The sequence below is a fragment of the Fibrobacter sp. genome (assembly GCF_017545445.1).
In the GTDB taxonomy this organism is placed as follows: domain Bacteria; phylum Fibrobacterota; class Fibrobacteria; order Fibrobacterales; family Fibrobacteraceae; genus Fibrobacter.
In genome coordinates, this window is the sequence record NZ_JAFWOM010000118.1 from 54,428 (window position 1) to 77,286 (window position 22,859).

Annotated in this window: 16 protein-coding genes and 1 pseudogene; 5 read left to right on the forward strand and 12 right to left on the reverse strand. The window is 45.2% G+C overall.

The features are described 5' to 3' along the window. Positions 1–139 precede the first annotated feature (139 nt). The 8 genes from IKG78_RS13130 to IKG78_RS13165 form a co-directional block, all read right to left on the reverse strand. On the reverse strand, positions 140–1,423 hold the full coding sequence (locus IKG78_RS13130) for a hypothetical protein (RefSeq protein WP_290944217.1): 1,284 nt from the start codon (positions 1,421–1,423) through the stop codon (positions 140–142). Further along, positions 1,386–3,608, reverse strand: a complete 2,223-nt coding sequence (locus tag IKG78_RS13135; protein ID WP_290944267.1) for a DUF4419 domain-containing protein — start codon at positions 3,606–3,608, stop codon at positions 1,386–1,388. Before IKG78_RS13135 ends, IKG78_RS13130 begins: the two co-directional genes overlap by 38 nt. Before the next feature lie 133 nt (positions 3,609–3,741). Then, complete coding sequence (locus tag IKG78_RS13140) at positions 3,742–6,171, reverse strand: DUF4419 domain-containing protein (protein WP_290944219.1); 2,430 nt, start codon at positions 6,169–6,171, stop codon at positions 3,742–3,744. A gap of 6 nt (positions 6,172–6,177) precedes the next feature. Continuing rightward, complete coding sequence (locus tag IKG78_RS13145; protein WP_290944222.1) at positions 6,178–8,595, reverse strand: DUF4419 domain-containing protein; 2,418 nt, start codon at positions 8,593–8,595, stop codon at positions 6,178–6,180. Positions 8,596–8,710: 115 nt separating this feature from the next. Continuing rightward, the gene (locus IKG78_RS13150) at positions 8,711–9,202 is read right to left on the reverse strand and encodes a hypothetical protein (protein WP_290944225.1); all 492 of its coding nucleotides are present in this window, start codon (positions 9,200–9,202) and stop codon (positions 8,711–8,713) included. Next, positions 9,184–9,792: an alpha/beta hydrolase gene (locus IKG78_RS13155; protein WP_290944228.1), complete on the reverse strand. Its 609-nt coding sequence runs from the start codon at positions 9,790–9,792 to the stop codon at positions 9,184–9,186. Before IKG78_RS13155 ends, IKG78_RS13150 begins: the two co-directional genes overlap by 19 nt. Before the next feature lie 177 nt (positions 9,793–9,969). Next, the gene (gene purL, locus IKG78_RS13160) at positions 9,970–13,845 is read right to left on the reverse strand and encodes a phosphoribosylformylglycinamidine synthase (RefSeq protein ID WP_290944231.1); all 3,876 of its coding nucleotides are present in this window, start codon (positions 13,843–13,845) and stop codon (positions 9,970–9,972) included. Between the two features lie 442 nt (positions 13,846–14,287). Then, positions 14,288–15,397, reverse strand: coding sequence for an RICIN domain-containing protein (locus IKG78_RS13165; RefSeq protein WP_290944233.1), 1,110 nt, complete (start codon positions 15,395–15,397; stop codon positions 14,288–14,290). 157 nt (positions 15,398–15,554) lie between these two features. Between IKG78_RS13165 and IKG78_RS13170 the strand changes: the two genes are divergently transcribed. Both IKG78_RS13170 and IKG78_RS13175 read left to right on the forward strand, forming a co-directional pair. Continuing rightward, entirely contained in the window at positions 15,555–16,556 is a 1,002-nt protein-coding gene (locus IKG78_RS13170; protein WP_290944236.1) for a class II fructose-bisphosphate aldolase, read from the forward strand. A 156-nt stretch (positions 16,557–16,712) separates the two neighbouring features. Beyond that, a complete protein-coding gene (locus tag IKG78_RS13175) occupies positions 16,713–17,528 on the forward strand; it encodes a hypothetical protein (RefSeq protein ID WP_290944238.1) in 816 nt (271 codons plus the stop codon). A 4-nt stretch (positions 17,529–17,532) separates the two neighbouring features. Here IKG78_RS13175 and IKG78_RS13180 read toward each other — a convergent pair whose 3' ends face one another. Continuing rightward, positions 17,533–18,090, reverse strand: coding sequence for a hypothetical protein (locus IKG78_RS13180; RefSeq protein ID WP_290944241.1), 558 nt, complete (start codon positions 18,088–18,090; stop codon positions 17,533–17,535). Beyond that, complete coding sequence (locus IKG78_RS13185) at positions 18,087–18,551, reverse strand: hypothetical protein (RefSeq protein WP_290944243.1); 465 nt, start codon at positions 18,549–18,551, stop codon at positions 18,087–18,089. The genes IKG78_RS13180 and IKG78_RS13185 overlap by 4 nt, the downstream gene beginning before the upstream one ends. A 95-nt stretch (positions 18,552–18,646) precedes the next feature. Between IKG78_RS13185 and IKG78_RS13190 the strand changes: the two genes are divergently transcribed. Next, positions 18,647–19,540 carry a hypothetical protein gene (locus IKG78_RS13190; RefSeq protein ID WP_290944246.1) on the forward strand — a complete coding sequence of 298 codons (894 nt, stop codon included), beginning with the start codon at positions 18,647–18,649 and terminating at the stop codon, positions 19,538–19,540. A 33-nt stretch (positions 19,541–19,573) separates the two neighbouring features. On the opposite strand, the gene IKG78_RS20415 is transcribed toward IKG78_RS13190, so the two are convergent. Next, on the reverse strand, positions 19,574–20,209 hold the full coding sequence (locus IKG78_RS20415; RefSeq protein WP_366075441.1) for a carbohydrate-binding protein: 636 nt from the start codon (positions 20,207–20,209) through the stop codon (positions 19,574–19,576). A 165-nt stretch (positions 20,210–20,374) separates the two neighbouring features. Beyond that, positions 20,375–21,673, reverse strand: a pseudogene (locus tag IKG78_RS20420) (family 43 glycosylhydrolase); the annotation flags it as partial. A 266-nt stretch (positions 21,674–21,939) separates the two neighbouring features. Here IKG78_RS20420 and IKG78_RS13200 point away from each other — a divergent pair. Together IKG78_RS13200 and IKG78_RS13205 are read left to right on the forward strand one after the other, a co-directional pair. Next, entirely contained in the window at positions 21,940–22,071 is a 132-nt protein-coding gene (locus tag IKG78_RS13200; RefSeq protein WP_290944250.1) for a hypothetical protein, read from the forward strand. A 3-nt stretch (positions 22,072–22,074) separates the two neighbouring features. Next, the gene (locus IKG78_RS13205) at positions 22,075–22,845 is read left to right on the forward strand and encodes a polysaccharide deacetylase family protein (protein ID WP_290944252.1); all 771 of its coding nucleotides are present in this window, start codon (positions 22,075–22,077) and stop codon (positions 22,843–22,845) included. Positions 22,846–22,859 lie beyond the last annotated feature (14 nt).

The window sequence follows — 22,859 nt, forward strand, 5'->3', positions numbered from 1 at the left end:
AACGAAAGCCCATAACACCGAATTTAAATATATATCAATACACGGCAATCGCAAAAATCACGCCAATAAAAACGTTGACGAATTGTCAAACGAAGTATGGGCTATGGGGTCGCAACCTTCGGTTGCTTTGGGGCTTGAGCTATGGGGCAAAGCAAGGCGGGACTTTGAGGGTTACGACTTGACTTAAAGAAAGGTCTTCTTTGACGTACATGGCATGATATCTGTCAAACAGTACAACAGATTTTGCAGGTTTTACCGGCTTTTTAGGGAACTGAGGATCACTTTTTGTCACCCCTTTTACGCATCGCAAATAATTAATTCCACCCGTAGCCAAGTCTTTCGTAAAATGAATCTTATCGCAATGTTCTTTGATGACGTCAGAATAGCCGACAATCTCAATGGAATCTTTTTCACTTTCCTCGCCATTACATTCTTGGAAATATTCTCTAGAAAACGAAAGATGGACCTTTTCTGACTTGACAATTTCTTGTGCTGCGATCTTGCCAAAAATACGCCGAGAACGCAATTCAGGAGGAAGGTATTCGGTAAATATAGGATGCGTTTGACGAACAACAAGCTGCGTTCGCACTTCTGGCGGCATCCATGCATAATATAGAATGGATTTGACTTCTTCCAAGAAATCTTTATACTCAGGATGATCAGTATCCATTGAAACATTCGTAACACGGCCACTATCGCCAAATGTAATCGTAGCATCAACAGAAAGATTAAAGCCCTCTTTATAATATCGTTTGAAAGTTCTGTCAAGAAGCCAACGACAAGGCCTTTTCACACTATTAACAAGTCCCGTTTCAAATTCGCGTGGTGGCATCGTATCACTAAGAAATTTTCCTTCTTTTAATTCAAATGTATCAACATATATATTCACTTTCAATGCTGGTAGATTCGGACGTGTTTTGAATTCCGCAGTTTTACCCTCTGTAGAAATTTTTCGTTCCTTGAAAAACGCATAAATAGGATCCATTTTTTTCATTCTGCCGTAGCCTTGCAACGAATATACAATTCCTTCAAATAAAGTATCCCAAGAAGAACGATTTTCATAGAAGAACAAATAATCAATCAGCGTTCCTTTTTGGAATAAGCTAACAGACAAATTCACTTTATCTAAGAAATCATCTTTAAGAATTCTTTCAAATTCAACAGTTTCTTCATCAAGCACCGCGGCCTTGGCAAATTTTTTGATTTCCTTCAAGCTATTCGTTGTGTAGGCCAAGCCCTGTGCATTATATACGACCATAGAATCTGCAAGCGCTAAAGATTCTTGCATAGGTCGCGGTTTTCCAAGAATAAAATCTACAGAAACATTATCACGTTCCTGTTCGCAAGAGAGCAAAACGCATGCGGCGAGGAGGAGGAGAAGGAATTTAGAAACGGAAATCTTCATTGTAATTTTCTTCTTCATTGATTTTTTCTTCTACAAAGCACGGCGGAATTTTGAGAGTCACGACATCCGAAATCGAGATACGGCCATCATGCACTTCGTCAGATCGAACGAAAATATCATTTCTGAAAACAGGAATGATTTCATTTCGCCCAAGTTCATTAAGAATGATTTCGATTTCATTTTGCTCAAGTTTCTTGTTGAACTCATTACATTCATAATGATTTACACTTCCTGTAACAAGGTCTTTCGTAAAGATTATTTCACTGCAAAGAGACTTTTTTGCATCTAGATCGACCACAATTTCAACCGTATCTTTCGCGGGTTGCCCATTCTGCTTACAGACCATACGGTACTTTCTCGAAAAAGATAAATGCAACTTCGCTGACTTTATAATAAAATCATTGACTTCATCATCTATTTTTGGAGCATCCCAGGCATAATAAAGAGCATCTTTAACATCTTCTAAAAACGCTTTGTACTTAGGGTGTTCTGTATTCATAATAACATTTGCAACTTGCCCATCTTCGCCATACTCAAGTTTAGCGTCAACAGATAATTTAAAATCATTTTTATAATGTTTATAGAAAGCCTTTTTTAATCGCCAAGCGAAAAACTCTTTAAAATTTTCCTTTTTATAATTGTAGAAAAAAACGTCTTCAAAATCTTTGCCTTCTTTAGGTTCAAGAGAATCAACAAAAACATCTACGTCTAATTCTGGGATACTTTTATCATTTGTAAATCCATTAAACTCACCATCAAAAGAAATATGGCGTTCCTTGAAAAAAGCCTCTAATGAAAGAGGATCGTTAAGAGTCCCAATCTCTTGCGTAAGAACAACATATTTTTTCCAGATCTGTTTATAAAGGCTTAAATGTTCTATAACTTTTCCACCTTTATATAAGTTAACTACACAGAACGGTTCAACATTAGAAATTTTTTCATCAATTTCATAAGGATAAGATTCATGATGATATTCATCGGTTTCATTTTTGAGCGATGATGCTGCGGCAAAGTTTTCAATTTCCTTCGGATCACTTGTTGCATAAGCAATACCCTGTGCATTATAGATTTCAATCGAATCCGAAATGGCCAAAGATTCCTGCAAGCGGAGAGGCTTTCCTGGAATATACTTAAGCTTATTTGCAATAGAATCCATATCGCACCAGCCGCAATAAGACATGAGCGCATATCCGCGAGATGCTTTCAGCATATTTCTAGTCGTATCGGCCTGAAATCCGACAAAGCCCGTATAAATTTTCAGAGGAATTTTCTTGCCGTCATAAATCCAATTGACGTCAACGTCCGTCAATCCCTTCGGAATATCATTTACATCACCAATTGCAACATTCCAATTCTTTCGACGTTCTGGTTTATCACGGCCTATATAAGGATAAAATTTGGTTATCCATCCATCAACCGGATGCTTCCCACATTCACTTCCAGGATCTTTAAAGATGCTTCTCCAATGATTTAAATCGATTTTTCCATCAAAAATATTGACAAATTCATCAAGAATGGGATTTAACTCTTTCGCCCACCATTCCAAATCCAATCGTGACGCAAGCTTGTTAAAAGAATCCTTAAGCAAGCTCCAGTCCAATTTCGTTCCGTTCACCTTGATTTTGGGGATTCCACAAGCTGCAATCAATGTATAAGTATAATATTCTGAGGCGACCGCCATCACCATGGAACGAGATATGTTGTAATCAATCGGGCTTGTCGTCGAGAATTTAACATTCAACGGTTCTCCAGTTTCTACAGGCATTTTCTCTTGCAGAGAATCGAATAAATCCGCGAGAACACTATGCCATTTTTCATACGTTGTATTCCACGAAAGCGAATCATTCCGAATTTCGATGGTTGTATTAGCCCCCTGAGACACAAAGCGGTCTTTCAGTGAATCACGATTGTTTTTCACATGGAGCCGAATGCCGTCCAAAATTGTAAGCCATATATCGTCTGGATTTATTTCTATGGAATTATGACAAGCATACGCGTGCTCCACCAGATTTATAAAGGACATTCTCGGAGAAGACGATTCTCTAATAAAAGGACTTATGGAATCAGAATACGCATAAAATATCTTTTTCGCATTCGTTCCTTCTTGCGATTTGCCTTTAAAATATTCCGTAAAGCCACCTTGATTTACAGGAATCAATTCGCCATTGATGGCACTGTCGTGAACGGCTGTATCTACAACCATCACGTACGCACTCGTATCACGGACAAAGCCGTAAATCTTGTGCGAAGAATCCGGTGAAACGTCAATGGGATTATTCACTTGCTTGCGCTCGCAAGAGAGCAGAACGCATGCGGCAAGGAGGAAGAAAAGGTATTTAGAAACGGAAATCTTCATTGTATTTTTCATCCTCTTCTTTATTGAGTTTTTCTTCGACAAAGCAAGGTGGAATTTTGAGTTTTACGACTTGCGAAATCGTGAGGCCGCCATCATACACAGCGTCATGTTTGTTAAAGCGGACATTCGTATATCTTGGTTCAATTTCTTCAGGACGTTCCCCGAACTTCACTTTTTTATTGTATTCTACACATTTATAACGGACAACGCCGCCAGTCGCAAGGTCTTTCGAGAACGTAATCTCGTTACAAAGATCTTTCTTTGCATCCGGTGCTCCGAAGATATCGACAGAATCTTTCGCATCTCGCCCATTCTCCTTGCAAACCATGCGATAATCTCTTGTAAAAGCGAGATGCATCTTCACGAAATCGACAACTTCCTGAGCTATTTCATCATTACCAATATCCGTATGAACATTCAGCGGCATATAGCCGTAATACAAAATATCTTTCAATTCCATTTTGAATTTTCTGTTGGTGTCTGGATACAAGGACAAAGAAAGATAATCATCTACACGGCCATTTTCTTTATAGCCCATCGCCGTAACTGCGGATAAATTAAAATCTTCTTTATAATAGCGATACAACAATCTCTTAAGTCGCCACCCTATAGAATTATTCATCGCCCGGGTTATCCCGGTCTTAAAAGACCCCATTCCTAGACCATCTCGAAGAGATTTTCCTTCTTTAAGGACAACCGTATCCACAAAAATTTCTACATTCAATTTCGGAAGAAAATTTTCAATTACAAATTCATTGACAGACCCGTTTATAGGAATATTGCGTTCCTTGAAAAATTTCTTGATTGCAGCGGGCTTTTTCCATCGTCCAACGCCCTGCAACGAGAGCATTGTTCCATCGTAATCCGAAGTTAAAAAATCGAGCACACGTTCCGTGAATGTTTCCATTCGAGGTTTCGCATAATAAAGCAAATGATCCACCAGTTTGCCTTTTCGGTACAAATTGATTGACAGGTTAGGTTTACCAACCCCGACCATTTCTCTACGCCACGATTCCGCTTCAGGATATTCTTCATCAAAGGCAGACACATCCGCAAATTTTTCTATTTCGTCTGCATTATTGGTCGCATAGACCAAGCCGTTTTTCCCATAAACATTCATGGAATCGGAAAAGGCCAAAGATTCTACCAAGTGATACGCTTTTCCAGGAATATACGTTGTATTCCGAGCAACATTTTTTAACTTTTGCATACCATAAGAGACAAGAGCGTAACCTCTAGATGCTTTCAACATATTATTCGTGGCATCTACCTGCATACCGATAAAACCGGTGTAGAGTTTCAGCGGAATCACCTCTTCTATGAATTTCCATTGTATATCTATAAAAGTAATTCCTCTGGGAACTTGTTCAAAATCCAGTTTTTCATTCCAATCTGTGCGTTTGATAAATTTTTCAGTTTCTGAACTTGGCACTTTTGTATAGGGAAGAAATCTTGAAATCCAGCCATTAAAATAATCGTTACCGCACATTTCTGGACTGTAATACTTGTAAATATTTTTCCAGTGTTTTAAATTTATTTTGCCATCAAAAATATTGATAAACTCGTCAAGAATAGGATTAAGACCTATAGCCCACCATTTCATATCCAACTGTGAAGCCAGTCTGTTAAAGGAATCTTTGAGTAAAATCCAGTCCTCTTTTGTACCATTCACTTTGATTTTCGGAATTCCGCAAAGCGAATAAACTTCATACGAATAATATTCCGAAGCTACAGCCATGGTCATCGTGCGAGAAACATTTTGATCCACGGGGCTTGTCGTCGAGAACTTGATTCTCAAGGGTTCGCCTGTTTCTGGAGGCAACTTCGCCTGCAAAGAATCAAACAATTCCGAGAGCGTCCAGAACCATTCCTTGTGCGTAGATTCTAGAGTCAACGAATTATCCATAACGGAAACAACAGTATCAGCACCCGGTGCAACAAACCGGTCCTTGAGGGCTTCGCGATTGCTCTTGACGTGTAGCCGGACGCCGTCCAAAATCAAAAGCCAGATATCGTCTGGATTAATTTCCATAGCATAATGCTTGGCGTATGCAAGTGCAACAAAATCAATGAATGTAGGCCTTTCGGAAGAACCTTTAACAAACGGACTCACGGAATCGGAATACGCATAGAAAATTTTTTGTCCGTTCGTCCCCTCATCCTCAGCTTGTTTTGCAAAATATTCTACGAAGCCGCCTCTTTTTACATGAACGATTTTTTCATTGAACGCACTATCGTGAACAGTCGTATCGACAACCAGCGCATAAGCACTTGTATCGCGAGCAAAGCCTTCAAAACTCTCGGTCGGTTTCGAAGAAATTTCAATCACCGGCTCATCACGTTTCTGTTCGCAAGAAGAGAGAACACATGCGGCAAGGAAGAGGAAAAGGAATTTGTAAAGGCTATGCATAATCTATCATTCTTCCACGAAACAAGCTGGAATTTTAAGCTTTACGACTTGCGATATCGGGAGGTTATAACGAGTATCATATACGTCGTTACGCTTGTTAAAATACGCATTTGTATAAGTGGAACGAATTCTTTCACGAGGTTCCCCATACAAAGCGTTGAACCTAGCCATAAGAGAGTCTGCAAGTGTAGAATCTTTAGAGTTCAACATCTTTTCTCGTTTCTTAGGCACTATTATTTTATTGTGTTCTATACATTCATAGCGGACAACGCCGCCTGTTGCAAGGTCTTTAGAGAACTTAATTTCACTGCAAAGGCTCTTTTTTGTAGCCGGTGCTCCAATGATATCGACAGAATCTTTGGCATCTTGCCCATTCTGCTTGCAAACCATATGGTATTCCCTTGTAAAAGCAAGATGAATTTTAACGAAATCAACAATTTCTTGTGCGATTTCATCATTGCCAACATCCGTATGAACTTCTGGAGGCATATAACCGTAATGTAACACCTCCCTCAATTCCTCTTTGAATTCTTTATTGGAATCAGGCTCCAAGGATAAGGATACATGCTCATCTACACGGCCTTTTTCTTTATAGCCCATCGCTGCTACTGCGGATAAATTAAAATCATCATTATAATAGCGATACAACAATCTCTTGAGGCGCCAGCCCATTGAGTTTTTAAAGGCTTGGATTATCCCTGTTTTAAATTCACCCATTTCAAGATTTTCTCTAAGAGATTTTCCCTCTTTTAAGACAACCGTATCCACAAGAATATCGATATTCAATTTCGGGAGGGTTTTCTCATTTTCAAATTCCTTAACCACGCCATCAATAGCGACATTTCGTTCCTTAAAGAAGGATTCAATACGTTCCTTGTCATTTATTGCAACCACGCCCTGAAGGGTAAGAATCCCGCCAGCACTCTCTTCAGGCACAACGAAATATTGCAAGTGATCTAAGAGTTTTCCATCTTTGAACAGGTTGACCGACAAAATCGATTTATACTTTTTTTCTATTCTAGAGCGTATAGATGGTTCCATATATTCGTCTTTGTAGTTCGAAGCCTTTATAAAATTCTCAATTTCTTTGCGGTCGTGTGTCGCAAAAGAGAGGCCGTTTTTGTCATAGATATTCATTGAATCCGAGATGGCTAACATCTCTAGCATACGATGCGGTTTCCCAGGAATATAAGTCAATGTATCCGCAACATTCTTTATATCGCACCAGCCACATTGCGAACGCAAAGCGTACCCTCTTGCCGCTTTCAACATTTTCGAAGTCGCATCCACCTGAACTCCGATAAATCCTGTATAAAGTTTCAAAGGAATTTCTTGACCCAAATAGTTCCATTTAACATCAACAGACGTAAGAGCATTCGGCAGGGTTTCGAAATCGACATCATGTTCCCAATCTGTACGTTTTACAAACTCCATTTTATCAGAATATCCCATCAAGTACGGATAGAACTTGGAGAACCAGCCATTGAATTTAGGATTTCCACATCCTTTGGGGTTGTATAGCTTATATATATTTTTCCAAAAAGCGATAGAACTATTTCCATCGAAAGCTTTAACAAATTCATCAAGAATCGGATTTAACTGTTGTGACCACCATTCCATATCAAGGCGAGTTGCAAGCTTATTAAAAGAATCCTTCAACAAGCTCCAATCCTCTTTTGTGCCATTAATCCTTATTTGGGGAATACCGCATAAAGTATAGGTAAAATATGTATAATATTCAGACGCTATGGCCATAACCATGGAACGTGAAATATTGTAATCGACCGGGCTTGTGGTCGAAAATTTCGTCCGCAACGGAGCACCCGTTTCTGGCGGCAACTTTTCTTGAAGATTATCGAAAAAATCTGCAATGACGCCAAACCATTCTTCGTGCGTAGATTCCATAGTCAGGTGATTCGCAAAGACCTTAATGTCCGTATCGACATCCGGGCCAACAAAACGGTCTTTCAAAGAATCACTATTGCTCTTTACATGTAATCGAAATCCATCTAAAATCAACAGCCAAATATCGTCTGGACTTATTTCCATGGCATAGTGTCTAGCATAAGCCAAAGCGACCAAATCTATAAAAGCCGATTTTTGGGAACGCCCCTTTACAAACGGACTTATAGAATCCGAATAGGCATAGAAGATTTTGGTTTCAGGGGAACCCTTTTGGTGAGAACTTGAAAAATACTCCGCAAAGCCCCCTTTCTCTACAGGGACAGTTTCTTCGCGGAAAGCGCTATCGTGAACGGACGTATCGACGACCATCGCGTAAGCACTCGTATCACGGACAAAGCCGTAAATCTTGTGTGAAGAATCCGGCGAAACATCAATAGGCTTATTCACTTGCTTGCGTTCGCAAGAGAGCAGAACGCTTGTAGCAAGGAGGAGGTAAAAGAATTTGTAAAAGCTATGCATACTAACAATATAAAAACATAGCTTTGCAGAAATTTTATAATAAAAAGTAAAATAATGTATATACGAGAAATTATGGATCCTTCGCGTTGCTCAGGATGACGGGACTGCAACGGGATTACTTACCGCTCATAATGGTGGCGAGGTCGGCACCACTCAAATTCGTTTTTTCGCTTAAGGCGGCGACGATTGCGGTGAGCGACTTTTGGCAAGCCATCATGAGGTTATAAACTTGTTCGACAACGTTTGTTTCGGCAAGTTGGTAATAATAGCAGGCCGCCTGGAAGCTCTGGTAATCCGGATCGCTCCTGTAAAGTTCCATCGGGAGTTCTTTCATGACAGTGTCGAGGTCGCAAGCGAAATTTTTGCGGATTAAAAAGTCCGACATGTGGCCCGCAATAGCGATGTGAGCGGCACCATCGAGCGAGCTTCCAGGCATACGCGTAGCACTTGGCTTTTCCTTGGAATTGTTGATTCTGACGTAATCAATCTGGCGCTTGAACAGGAATGCGATTAAAGCGTGGCCCGCCTCGTGGCGGCAGAGTTTTTCATATTCTTGTTCGCCGAAGAATTCAATTAAGGTTTCGCGAGTTAATGTTTGTTCTGACATTTTTCAATCCACCTGTCTAAAAAATCCATCTGTTCGTCAGTATGGAACCAATGTTCACCGCCTTGCATAATCGAGAGCGATGCACCCACTTTTTGAGCAAAGTCTTGCATCGTTTCGAGGTCGGTCAAATTGTCATTGGAGCCGTACAAAATATGCGTCGGGATATTCCATTTGATGGGATTTTCTCGCACGTAGCAAAGGTATTTCCAAGAAAGCGTCTCGCCAAAGTTCGTCGCAATTTCACCTTTTTCGCGGAGTTCATCTTCGGAGACGTTCGCCCACAGCATCATATTGCAAATGAGCTTTTCCAAGTTCACCATCGGCGAAATGAAGAGCGCCTGCTTGATGCGTTTTTCGCCCAAAGCGTTCATCGAGAAGAACGCGCCAATGCTATTTGCGATAAGCACGACTTCGTTGTAGTTTGCGGCAACCGAGTCAAAATAAGCTGAGAATTCCTGTTTGGCCTCCCACGGAGTTTCTGCCTTGTAATCAAAACCGATGACATCAAAATCCGGGAAAAGGGACTTGTAATGATTGGCCTCGTCGGCGTTACCACCTTTCCCGTGAATGTAAATAACGAGCTTTTTCATTTTTTTCGCTTTTTTCGCATAGAAAATACAAAAATCTACACCAATCGGCTAGAGATAGGGACTTACAAAAAATCCGCCCCTGCGGTGAAGCTGGAAGCGGATTTTTCAAGCGTATATGGCGATCCCGGCACAAGGCCGGGATGACACTCAGCAGGCCCTTCGGCAGGCTCAGGGACCTTACCCTACGAAGATACGGCCGTTGCGGAACAGCTGCATCCACGGGCCATCTTCACCCCATTCTGCCGGGTGCCAAGAGTATTGGCAGGTGCGGAACACGCGTTCCGGGTGCGGCATCATCACGAGTGCACGACCATCTTCAGAGCAGAGGCCGTTGATGCCAAACGGAGAACCGTTCGGGTTGAGCGGGTAGCGTTCGGTGTATTCGTGCTTGCCATCCACGTAGCGGAGAGCCACGAGACCTGTCTTGAGGCAGGCTTCGGCAGCTTCGCGGCTAGCGAATTCGGCACGACCTTCACCGTGAGCAACAGCGATCGGGAGCACAGAACCAGCCATTCCCTTGAGGAGCACAGCCGGAGTATCCTCGACCTTCAAAGAGCAGAAGCGGGCTTCGAAGCGTTCGGAGATGTTCTGCACAAAGCGCGGCCAGTGCTTGGCACCTGGGATCAAATCCTTGAGGTTAGAGACCATCTGGCAGCCATTGCAGACGCCGAGCGTGAAGGTATCCTTGCGGTTGAAGTAAGCTTCGAATTCGGCGCGGGCCTTCGGGTTGAAGAGAATGCTCTTGGCCCAACCTTCACCGGCACCGAGAACGTCACCGTAGCTGAAGCCACCGCAAGCGACGAGACCGTTGAAGTCCTTGAGGCTTACGCGACCGGAGAGGATGTCCGTCATGTGAACGTCGATAGATTCGAAGCCAGCCTTTGCAAATGCAGCAGCCATTTCGAGTTCGCCGTTGACGCCCTGTTCACGGAGGATTGCCATCTTCGGGCGGCTTGCGTAATCCTTGATGACCTTGGCGCTAGCAGCGAGATCGAACGTGACCTTCGGCGTGATACCCGGATCGTCCTGTTCGAGCTTGAGCTTGTATTCGCTTTCGGCACATTCCGGATTGTCACGGAGAGCGGCAATGCGGCGAGTCGTATCACTCCAGATGGCGCGGAGGTCAGAGAGGCCTTCGGCATAGTCGCCAATCACAATGTTGTACGTATCGTTGAGCTTACCGATTTCAGAAACGGTATCGCCGAGACCGACAGCTTCAAATGCGGCCTTCACAGCAGCGAGGTCTGCGTTTGCGACCTGGAGAACGGCACCGAGTTCTTCGTTGAAAAGGGCGTCGATGAGGTTACCCTTGAGGGCGGCAGCATCGAGCGTCACGCCCACGTGGCCAGCAAATGCCATTTCGACAACCGTCGTGAAGAGGCCGCCATCGCTCTTGTCGTGGTAAGCGAGAATCTTTCCGTCGGCGTTGAGCTTCTGAATGGTTTCGAAGAAGGCGCGGAGTTCCTTTGCAGAATCGACATCCGGAGCCTTGTCGCCGAGGAGGTTGTAAACCTGGGCAGCAATAGAGGCGCCCATGCGGTTCTTGCCACGAGCGAGGTCCACGAGCACGAGCGTCGTGTCCTTCTTCTGCAAAAGCTGCGGAGTGAGCGTCTTGCGAACGTCAGCGCACGGAGCAAAGGCACTAATCACAAGAGAAATCGGAGCGGTCACGCGGTGGCTACCCTTTTCGTCCTGCCACACGGTGCTCATGCTCATGGAGTCCTTACCGACCGGAATCGTAATGCCAAGTTCCGGGCAGAGTTCCATACCGATAGACTTCACGGCTTCGTACAAGTCAGCGCCATCGCCTTCGTAGTTCGGCGTCGCCATCCAGTTAGCAGACAAGTTTACGCGGCCCATATCCGGGACGCAAGCGGCAGCCATGTTCGTGAGAGATTCAGCGACCGTCATGCGGGCAGCGGCAGCCGGAGAAATAAGAGCGATTGGAGCGCGTTCGCCCATGCTCATGACTTCACCTTCGTACGTGTCGAGCGTTGCACTCGTCACGGCGCAGTCAGCCACCGGAACCTGCCACGGGCCAACCATTTGGTCACGGCAAATCATACCCGTCACGGAACGGTCACCGATAGAAATGAGGAACGTCTTATCTGCAACGGTCGGGTTTGCGAGCACGCGGTGTGCCACATCCTTGATCGTCACACCAGCCGGCACCACCTGAGAAGAGAGCGGGCGCTTCTGAGACTTTTCATTGCGGATCATGCGCGGCGGCTTACCGAGGAGCACGCCGAGCGGCATGTCAATCGGAGTCGTACCGAAGTGCTTGTCCGTAAGGGTCAAGTGCTTTTCAGGGATAGCCTCGCCCACAACGGCGTACGGGCAGCGTTCACGCTTACAGATAGCGTCGAACACATCGAGCTTGTCACCAGCAATGGCGATAACATAACGTTCCTGGGATTCGTTACTCCAGATTTCGAACGGGCTCATGCCCGGTTCGTCGTTCGGCACATTGCGGAGTTCAAACTTACCGCCGAGACCGCCATCGTTCACGAGTTCCGGGAAGGCGTTAGAAAGTCCACCTGCACCCACGTCATGAATAAACGTAATCGGGTTTTCTTCGTTCATCGCCCAGCAGCGGTCGATGACTTCCTGGCAGCGGCGTTCCATTTCGGGGTTCTCGCGCTGCACAGACGCAAAGTCCAAAGACTCATTACCGGCACCGTTAGCCACAGAGCTTGCGGCACCGCCACCGAGACCGATGAGCATCGCCGGACCACCGAGAACGATCAAGTGGTCACCCGGATCGATGTGGCCCTTTTCGATGTGCTGGTGCTTGATGTTGCCGAGACCGCCAGCCAGCATAATCGGCTTGTGGTAACCGCGGACTTCCTTGCCGTTCTGGGCATCGACTTCCTGTTCGAAAGTACGGAAGTAACCCAGGATGTTCGGACGGCCATATTCGTTGTTGAACGCGGCACCGCCGAGTGGGCCTTCAATCATAATGTCAAGAGCAGATGCAATGCGGGACGGGCTACCAAAGTCCTTTTCCCACGGCTGAACTGCACCCGGAAGCTTGAGGTTCGAAACGCTGAAGCCCGTAAGGCCAGCCTTCGGCTTGGAACCCTTACCCGTTGCACCTTCGTCACGGATTTCACCACCACTACCCGTAGCGGCACCCGGGAACGGAGAAATTGCCGTCGGATGGTTGTGGGTTTCAACCTTCATCAAGATGTCGACTTCTTCGTTGTGGAAGTCGTACTTGTTCGTGCGCGGGTCGGCATAGAAGCGGCCAGCAACGGCACCCTTCATCACGGCAGCGTTATCCTTGTAAGCGCTGAAAATGTTGGAGTTGTGGAGCTGGTAGGTGTTCTTGATCATCTGGAAAAGCGACTTGTCCTGCTTTTCGCCATCGATGGTCCATTCAGCACCGAACACCTTGTGACGGCAATGTTCCGAGTTGGCCTGAGCGAACATGTAAAGTTCAACGTCGGTCGGGTTGCGCTTGAGTTCAGTGAAGTTCTTGACGAGATAATCGATTTCGTCGGCGGAGAGGGCAAGACCCATTTCCTTGTCTGCCTTCACGAGAGCGTCGCGACCTTCGGTAAGCACCGGAATCACGTTGAGCGGACGCGGTTCTTCCTTGCTGAAGAGCACTTCGAGAGATGCAGTATCGGCAAACACGGCCTGAGTCATGCGGTCGTGGATCTTGGCAGAAATCTTTTCGCGAGCGCCAGCAGGAGCAGCACCTTCAAACTTCACGTAGTAAGCAATGGCGCGTTCGATACGCTTGATTGCCGGGAGGCCGCAAATGTGAGCGATATCGGTTGCCTTCGAGCTCCACGGGCTAATCGTACCCGGACGCGGGCAGACCACAAAGAGTTCACCTTCGAGAGCCTTGACTTCGCGCATCGGGCCGTAATGAAGGACCTTTTCGAGCGTTTCCTTTTCGGAAGCGGTCAGGTCGGCGGACAGATCCACCACATGGAGGAATTCGGCATACACAGATTCAACCGGAATCCCAGCGGCCTTAAAATCAGATGAAAGCTTTTGCAGACGGAAATCCGACAGAGCCGGAGTACCACGAAGAATGAGCATTTTGACCTCTTTTAGCCTAAATATTTTACGCCGCAAATATAGCAATTTAGAGGAGAGATTAAAGAGCGGTTCGTTGGCAGTAGAAAGAAGGATGACGAGAAAACGCAGCAAAGAGCTACGAGCCATAGAACATGTTTTGAACCGTCGAAAAGTCGTTTTTCGCGATTTTTTGATACCAAATCAATCATTTTCGGCATTTTGGTATCACTTTTTTTACTTTATTCAACAAAAAACGAGCCAATCGTGCAAAACGAATGTTACCAAACATGGCATTTTTTGTATTTTGGTATCATTTTTCAGAAAAAAAAGCCCAAACTCGTGCAAAAACGCTTAATTTATATAAAGAAAATGATACCAAACTGGAGATTTAGTCTCATTTGGTATCATTTTTTCGCATTTTCGGCCCATTCAGCGAGCGAAAATGCAGCGAAAACGGTGTCGTTTACTGTTTCGGAAACAGCCCTCGGCGAATAGTCTCGACTTTACGCCCCAGCAAATCGAAGAAACGGTCCGAGACAGACGTGTTCGCCTTGTTCACCACTTTGCGTGAAGGCTTCAACAGCGTCTTATCCGACTTGCCTGTGTCGGCAACAGCTTCCTCTCGCAACTGCCAAATGAAATCGTCTGAATTTTTTTTCGGATTCTGCACCACCGTAGTGCCTACCGCTTGCAAGTAATGGCCACTCTTGAAATTCTTGAGGTATAACGCATTCGGCGTATTCACCGGAGCCCCTTCGAACACGTACCGCTGATGAGCTCCACCGTTGTAGCCGTAAGTCGCTGCACGCACACCCGCCGCCGTCGATTCGTTCGGAATATCGATGACTCGCGTTCCAAGCTCAATGCGGTAAGTAACCGGATTGTCGCCCACCGAGAAAATCCTCACAAAAGTTGCAGAATCGGCGCAATCCATCAGTTCCAGAGCATTGTCCGCAGTTATCCCCATGCACTTGGAATTGCCAAGAGACTTGATTCGCCCCTGCTTGTAAAATGCTTCCTTGAAAATGTCCTGGTACATGGCCTCGACAATCCGTGCATGGTTAATGAGGTCCTGCTCGGACTTGACTTCGCTTGCGTAATTTAGACCGTACGGCCAAAAATGCTGGCTGTCGCCGTGGAGTTCGGCGTTCGGGCCGTCAATTTCCTTGAGGAGAGCCTGAGCCTTTTTCCCCTTGAACACGCCCCCATCTATCATCGCCTTGTATTCAGAAGTCGTGCCCATGCCCATCGTATGCGCCATTTCGTGCATGGCAGTCCCTACGAACATGTAGCTGCGTTCTTTGCCAAAACGCAAATCGCCGTTGCTGCTCGCCTCAGCGGTTGGAACACCTGGAGAATAATAAACATTGATGTACTTGGAGAGATTCGTGTATTTATTATAAATATAGACAGCGGAATCCATGACCGTCGTGATTCGCTTGTAAGCATCCAGTTCGTCATCGGTCGGGTTCGCGGACTTGTGGAGCGTATAAGAAACACGGCCCTCGGCAAAGCTATAGGCCAATGGCATCAAGACCAGAATCGACATCAAAAACAGGCTGTGAAAATTCATAAGACCCCCATAAATCCAACACCCGCTCCTAAAAATATTCTCTAAGAGCCAAATATGCAAGTAAAAATTTTGCCGTAGCACTCAACTTTTACTAAATTTAGGCCCGTAACTTTTAACCGGCGGCGCAAGTCGCCAATCAAATCAAGAGGTAAAACAAATGGCAGTTTCTTACAAGGAACTCGGCCTGGTGAACACCAGGGAAATGTTTGCAAAGGCTGTTAAGGGTGGCTACGCTATCCCGGCTTTCAACTTCAACACCATGGAACAGATGCAGGCTATCGTGCAGGCTGCTGTCAAGCAGAAGTCTCCGGTGATCATGCAGGTCTCTAAGGGTGCCCGTAACTACGCCAACGGCACCATCCTCCGCTACATGGCTCAGGGTGCTGTTGAATACGCCAAGGAACTCGGCTGCGCCAATCCGCAGATCGTGCTCCACCTCGATCACGGTGACTCTTTCGAACTCTGCAAGGACTGCATCGACAACGGTTTCTCTTCCGTGATGATCGACGGTTCTGCTCTTCCGTACGAAGACAACATTGCCCTCACCAAGAAGGTTGTTGAATATGCCCACGCTCACGACGTGACCGTCGAAGCAGAACTCGGCGTGCTCGCCGGTGTGGAAGACGAAGTCCAGGCTGAAGAATCCCACTACACCAAGCCGGAAGAAGTGATCGACTTCGCTACCCGTACGGGCTGCGACTCCCTCGCTATCTCCATCGGTACCAGCCACGGTGCTTACAAGTTCAAGCCGGAACAGTGCACTCGCGACCCGAAGACTGGCAAGCTCGTTCCGCCTCCCCTGGCATTCGACGTGCTCCACGCCATCGAAAAGAAGCTCCCGGGCTTCCCGATCGTGCTCCACGGTTCTTCTTCTGTTCCGCAGGACGAAGTCGATACCATCAACGCCCACGGTGGCAAGCTCCCGGATGCCGTCGGTATTCCGGAAGAACAGCTCCGCGAAGCTTCCAAGTCTGCTGTTTGCAAGATCAACATCGACTCTGACAGCCGTCTCGCCATGACTGCCGCTATCCGTAAGTATTTCGACGAACATCCGGAACACTTCGACCCGCGCCAGTACCTCAAGCCGGCTCGCGAAAACATGCAGAAGATGTACGAACACAAGATCGTTGACGTTCTTGGTTCTAACAACAAGCTGTAATTTTTACGGCCCTTCGGCAAGCTCACTTCGGCCACGCTCAGTGCAGGCAGGGACCTTCAAGGTCGGTGAGCCTGTCGAACCGAAAAGCTTTGAAAGACACCTCGGAACATTCCGGGGTGTTTTTATATATTTAAAGTAACTTAATGGAAAAAAATTATGGAATTACTTGGAAAAAGCAAAACGTTTTTCTTGACCATCATAACAATTCTTGCCTTGAGTGCTTTTGCTATTGCAAATACATGCACAGAAGCATATTTCAATACTCAAGCACACGCAATTTTTGATCAAGAAAGCAATTTACGCTTAGACTCCATTTTTTACAGCCAATCACCAGCCGGATGGAAAGGGAAAAAATATTTTTATAACGAATCGCTAATTGAAAAGGTGATGGTTGACTTTAAGCAAAACCCGACGCATCGCGCTTATTGGTTCTTTTATAGAGATACAAATGAAACCGTTATAAACCAAAAAGACTTTTACGAATATATTGACTCCACCTACAAAAAACAGGATACATTGTTTCACCATCTAAAAGAATACTATAGAACAAAATACACATGTACGTTGATTATTAAGATAACTACAGATTATTACAGCCACAAATATACTTTAGATGAAGAAACAGATTTATCAGAATTAATTTTTAAGCAGGACACGATTATAGAAACAAATCATTCCAACTATAATACAGATTCTTCTTCAGTAGAAAAAACATTTTACGTCGCAGACATCAATGATGACAATAAATGCTATGGATACGACGAGCAACAAAATCTCTTACACACATTTACATACAGCCCCACTGAGAACGGATTTTCCTTAAAACAAGATGATGGCGAGAATTACATCGAAATATTCGTCATCAACGAACACAAAAATACATCCTCCCTCCGCAAAACAGTAAAGCCCGCCAAAATCGCACCCAAAGCCCGATATTTCGACTTGCTCGGTCGCTACAAGTTCACAAAATAATCCCTCATTCCGTCTCATAACATTTGGGATTATCTTTAAACACAGTAAACCATTCTTCTTCTGGCATGCGGGTATCAGGCATGTGTATATGAATACGTCTGGCAATACCACCATAGAAACTATTCAAGCACAATTCCTGCTCACCATTCCAAAACGCTCTAATTGAAACGATATCCATATCCTTTTCGGTATATTCGATACTCAAAGTTTGATAAGGAACGCCTTTATTGTACCATACAATCTCATTCGCAGGAAATTTTTCATCAATATAAACAGAATAAGATAAAATGGGATTATCCAAATCAAGCTCAATTCCCCTTTTTTTCCACTTATATTTTTCAAAAAAATTGGATTCATAAGGAACGACTTTTCTGACTGGAGTTGTTTGATATGCAACAACTTGGAAATCCTCGAAAGACAGTCCTTCCGGAAGACTCCCATGAATAGAAAAAAAAGGTTCAATGTCTATTCTTGGAGGAACATTGTCTGAATATTTTTCAACAACAAACAAGCCACCACAAGAGGTAACGAACAACAACAATAACAAAAGAAGGTATTTCATTTTACTTCAACCACCCATCCATCCTGTGTTTTAAGAACAGGAATTTCTTTATCTTTATTTATTCCATCATAAAGAAGAACGACTTTAAAATCCTGCGACTTGTCATCACAATAACCCTTTATGGCTCGGTATGGTTCGCCAGCATTATACCAAAGCACATAGTAAACGTTATGGGGTGATTTCCAAAATATTCCTTCAGGATTACAAGTAGCCCTTGGCCCCAACCGATGAAATTCTATTTGACGAATGTCCTCATTAACAGTTACGCCCCAATCATTCATTTTGACGTTCTTATCATTTAAAGAGCAATCTCCTTGAGGACAATGTTGATAATAAACTACGACAGATTCTTTTTCAATGGACGCATTCTTGGGCAGAGATTCATTAATACGAATCACATGAGTGGGAGGCACACAGGCTGACAAAAGCAAAACAACAAAAAGAAAATACGCGAACTTCATGTTTAACAATATAAGTAAATTAGTTGTTGGTTGTTAGTTATTAGTGAAAATTATTTTACGGATGTGGAGCATTTACTTTTTGTAGATTCATTCACATGACTAAACTTCAAAAATACAACCGAATCGCTTTCGCCGTCATTTCCGTCCCGGTATTCCTCTTAGCATGCCTCGCCGTATTCTTCATGATATGCGAGCTGCGCCCCAGAAGTTATCCGGAATACGACCAAAACAAGGGTGTCATATCAAAAGCCGAAGCATCAAAGAATGCAGAGAAACAAGAGTACTCCCAGTACATTTCGTACAACAGCATGTTCGTGCTCAACCCCGAACAGCAAGAATTCGTTGTACCCGTCATCGCAAGGACTATGGAAAAGCCAGAGCACTGGACGGAACGATTTAGATTTTCGGAACAAACTGTTAATGAAGTCGTTTTTGACGAAGCCGAATCGGCAACATTATCCACATCAATAAGCAGCGATGGCTCTAGCCAAAACAAACCCGTCAAGCCGATTAGACCAAAAAAAATGCCGGATACGACAACGCTCAAACGTCTTTTCACCGAACAATTCGTGAACCTCGTTTACGAAAACGGAGCCAACAAAATTCACAGGAGCGTTATAGACGAACGCTTTACGGGATGGGACTTGAACTACATCCGCAACGGGAAAAAACGTTATTTGGCATTTTTGGGAACCAAGGTCGATAGCAACAACGACGGCTACTTGAACAACGACGACCAAGGCGATTTCTACCTGTACGACATCGATTCGAAAACAACTCAAATCGTCAAGATTCCCGATATGGAAATTGAAGATTACTTCTTGATGAAAAACAATCCCATATTAATTTTCGAAGTCAAGAATAAAAACCGTCCCAAGTCGCACAGAAACGAATCCTTCATATACCGCTACAACATCAACACCGGCAAGCTAGAAGACATCATCCCCGAAGAAGAAAAGCAACAGCACTTAAAACTTATAATACAATAGAAAAGCCTCCCAAAGCAAGTCTATTTCATTTTATTATCTACCAAGGCTGATTCTAAAGGCATGCCCATCTGCGTTTCGGGTCACATAGGCTCCAGCGCGGAAACCGGCGTTTTTGAGTCCATTTTTAAGGTCCTTGACTGTCGCACCGCCGTTCAGAGGGAACGTTCCGAGCATATTTCCCATCAAGTCAAACACTTTGATTTCTCCAGCGGTTTTCGTAACCACACCAGCCATTGCAAATTTTGACTTTATGCCCATATTCGGGCAACGCGCTTCTGTTGCGCCTTTTTCGCTTGCGCCAAAAGCAATCCAATCAAGGTTGACGTAATCGCTTGTAATTAAGACTTTGAACACGTGCTCGCCTTTGGAAAGTTCCTTTGTTTTTCCCTTGAAGGTCGTGTAAGAGTCAAAATCTCCGGTGCCGTCCAAAGTCAATGTGTCGGTGATGGGTTCGTTGTCCATGAAGAATCGCACGCCTGAACTTTCTGAGCCCGTAGCGTAAGAGAGCGTAAAAGGAAGAGCTCCGCTTGCCAGCACGTTCACAGTGTATTCTAGCCATTCGCCTTTTTGGGTGTAGCCTACGGCATAGCCATCACCGCATTTGTCTTTCAAGGCGACGATGTCCACGCGGTCTTCACGGTATTCTTTGCCTTGGTTTTCTGTGTCCATGTCATAGTAGGCCTTGCCAGCACCGCCCACATCGTAATTTTCAAAGTCGATGAAGTTTGCAGGACCTTCGATGGTTGCGCCCACGACAGGCGTTTCGCATTTCGCATCAGCGTCGGTGAGTTTAGCCTTGCAGAAGGGGCTTTGCGGAATGGCGGTCTTGCTATCTTCAAATTCCCAGTAGTCGGCTTCAAAGTCGCCCGTGAACACGAAGAACACGTCGTGCTTGCCGACAGCACCTGTGAGCGGCACGGTCACGAGACCTTCTGCGGTGAATTCAGCCTTGCCGATGACTTCACCATTGACTTTATCGAGACGGAGCGTGATGCTGGAGGCTTTTTTGACGCTTAGCACAGCTGCAGAGAAGGATTCCGCGCCTGCATCACCGAATTCTACGCCGCTAATTTTAGTGTAGTCGCCATCATTGATTTTGGTGAGAATCATGTTGCCGGTCTCTTTGCCCTTGCGGGTCTTGAGGCCCTCGCTCCACGACATGGTTTCGGCTTCGACACGCTTGTACGGGTCGAAATCCTCGACCTGTGCTACGCCATTTTCGGGCCAGAAGTCAATTTTCTGGATAGTTCCGTCGGCGTTGTAGTGCATTTCAGCAACAGAAACGGAGCGGCGTTCCGCGTGCTTGTAAGCTTGCCCGATTTTAGCTTGGTATTCCGCCCAAAGCAGGTAATTGAGGCCAAAAACGTATGATTTTCCCTTGTAATCGATGATTCCCGGATGGTTGCCGCGGCTTTTCGGGGAGTGCGGCATGATGTCGCCCTTGTAAGTCCAGGGGCCTGTCGGCGAATCGCTCATGGCATATCCAATACCTTCGGAGCAACAAGTGGAGGCAAACGCCATATAATAATACTTGCCATGTTTGTAGAACCAAGGGCCTTCCTGATAATCCTTGATTTTGGGATAAGTCACAATCGAGCCTTCCGTATGGATCATGTCTTTTTTCAGCTTGATCATGTAGAGTTCCGGGTTGCCCCAGTACATGTAAGCTTGACCGTCGTCGTCAATCCAAACGGTCGGATCGATATCGTTCCAATGTTGACGCTGCCAGACGAGCTGGCCGTTGAGCGGATCCGTGAAAGGTCCGTAGGGATTGTCCGCGACAAGAACGGAAATTCCGTGTCCGTGAATCGGGCAGTACATGAACCACTTGCCATCGCGCTCGATGACCTGTTCCGCCCAAGCGCCGTTGTCGGAATTGTACCACTTGAAATCGCCAAGCGAAGCCACCGCACCATGGTCCGTCCAATTCACCATGTCGGTAGAAGTATAAAGGAGCCAGTCGTACATCATGAACCCATCGGCATTGTCGTTGTCGTGGGTGGTGTAGAGATACACTGTGTCTCCGTGCACGTAGGGAGCCGGGTCGGCTGTGTAGTTTGTGGTGATTATGGGGTGCTGCGCAAAGGCGGCACATGCCAAAACAGTAGAAATTGATAAGATTTTTCTGAACATATTAGTTCTCCAAACATCGTTTAACCCAAAATAAAGATATACCTAGCGAGAACTAAAAAAAGCCTTAGAAAAAATTTTCCATTGAAGAAATTGCAAAAGGATTTCGCAAATACAAAAGAATCGTTTAACGGAAAAAACGGTACCGGAACGATAGAAAAACACCTGACGCACGCATTTGCGTATAAAAATTTATATCTTTAAGTCGTGCGTGTTCCCGCTTGTCGGCAATTGTGCTGGAGCGGGGCAAAACCGCGAAGGAGCGCCGTATGTCTGAATGGTTTTTCAAATCATGTATAAAGTTTTCGATTTGCAGCATCGTGCTGTTTTTCTTCTACCATCTTTTCATCACGCAGAAGCTCGATGAAGAAGTTTCCACTCACTCCAAGGAACAGGAGTAGTTTATGGAACAGAATAAAGATATCGCCGACATCCAGGCAGCCGAAGCCACGTTCCAAAAGAAAAAGAAGTTTATTCTTTGCTACCACAGCTTTAGCGTGAACAACTTCAAAAAAGCATCCGTCCAGATTAGGAAACTTGCAGAAGCCGCAGGGGCTCCCATCAGCATCGCAGTGATTCCTGCATTTGGAGCCGCACCTGAATCCGAAGCCGAACAGTTCCGCGAAGAGCTTGAAAAGTTCGTGCAAGAAGGCTATGAAATTATGCTTCACGGCGCTCGCCACCGTGCAGACCTTTCGCTGAAACGCAGTATTTCGGGCAAGCTCGCACTTTTGGTTTCAAACAACGAAGCGGAGTTCGCGGGCATCGACGAACGATTCACGCAAGCACTCCTCAAACGCAGCCTCGCCTTGTGGAAGGCCCACGGCACAGGCAAGCCCTCCGGATTCATCCCGCCGATTTGGTTCGGCAACAAGTACCTCAAAGAACAGGCCCTTTCGATTTTCGACTATTATGAAGATTTCCACGGCATCTACCAGAAAGTGAAAGGGAACATCAAGAAGACGCGTTCGAGCACGTTAAGTTTTTCGATTTTACCGACCGCATTCCTTGGAATCGCACAGACTTACGCTTGTCTCAAGATGTTCTTGCCAGGCGGAGTCCATCGACTGGTGTTCCATGACAAGGATTTCAGGACAATTGGCGAAAAACGCATTTTGAACATGGTGCGTTACATTTCGACCATGCGTGAAAAAATCATGTACAAAGACCTGTAATATTTTCGGGAACT

Bases quoted from the DNA above. Each gene is read 5' to 3' on its own strand.
- IKG78_RS13130 (WP_290944217.1), bottom strand. From the start codon at position 1,423: ATGAAGAAGAAAATTACAATGAAGATTTCCGTTTCTAAATTCCTTCTC.
- purL (WP_290944231.1), bottom strand. From the start codon at position 13,845: ATGCTCATTCTTCGTGGTACTCCGGCTCTGTCGGATTTCCGTCTGCAA.
- IKG78_RS13180 (WP_290944241.1), bottom strand. From the start codon at position 18,090: ATGAAATACCTTCTTTTGTTATTGTTGTTGTTCGTTACCTCTTGTGGT.
- IKG78_RS13190 (WP_290944246.1), top strand. From the start codon at position 18,647: ATGACTAAACTTCAAAAATACAACCGAATCGCTTTCGCCGTCATTTCC.
- IKG78_RS20415 (WP_366075441.1), bottom strand. From the start codon at position 20,209: ATGGACACAGAAAACCAAGGCAAAGAATACCGTGAAGACCGCGTGGAC.
- IKG78_RS13135 (WP_290944267.1), bottom strand. From the start codon at position 3,608: ATGGTTGTAGATACAGCCGTTCACGACAGTGCCATCAATGGCGAATTG.
- IKG78_RS13150 (WP_290944225.1), bottom strand. From the start codon at position 9,202: ATGTCAGAACAAACATTAACTCGCGAAACCTTAATTGAATTCTTCGGC.
- IKG78_RS13185 (WP_290944243.1), bottom strand. From the start codon at position 18,551: ATGAAGTTCGCGTATTTTCTTTTTGTTGTTTTGCTTTTGTCAGCCTGT.
- IKG78_RS13205 (WP_290944252.1), top strand. From the start codon at position 22,075: ATGGAACAGAATAAAGATATCGCCGACATCCAGGCAGCCGAAGCCACG.
- IKG78_RS13175 (WP_290944238.1), top strand. From the start codon at position 16,713: ATGGAATTACTTGGAAAAAGCAAAACGTTTTTCTTGACCATCATAACA.
- IKG78_RS13145 (WP_290944222.1), bottom strand. From the start codon at position 8,595: ATGCATAGCTTTTACAAATTCTTTTACCTCCTCCTTGCTACAAGCGTT.
- IKG78_RS13200 (WP_290944250.1), top strand. From the start codon at position 21,940: ATGTCTGAATGGTTTTTCAAATCATGTATAAAGTTTTCGATTTGCAGC.
- IKG78_RS13170 (WP_290944236.1), top strand. From the start codon at position 15,555: ATGGCAGTTTCTTACAAGGAACTCGGCCTGGTGAACACCAGGGAAATG.
- IKG78_RS13165 (WP_290944233.1), bottom strand. From the start codon at position 15,397: ATGAATTTTCACAGCCTGTTTTTGATGTCGATTCTGGTCTTGATGCCA.
- IKG78_RS13140 (WP_290944219.1), bottom strand. From the start codon at position 6,171: ATGCATAGCCTTTACAAATTCCTTTTCCTCTTCCTTGCCGCATGTGTT.
- IKG78_RS13155 (WP_290944228.1), bottom strand. From the start codon at position 9,792: ATGAAAAAGCTCGTTATTTACATTCACGGGAAAGGTGGTAACGCCGAC.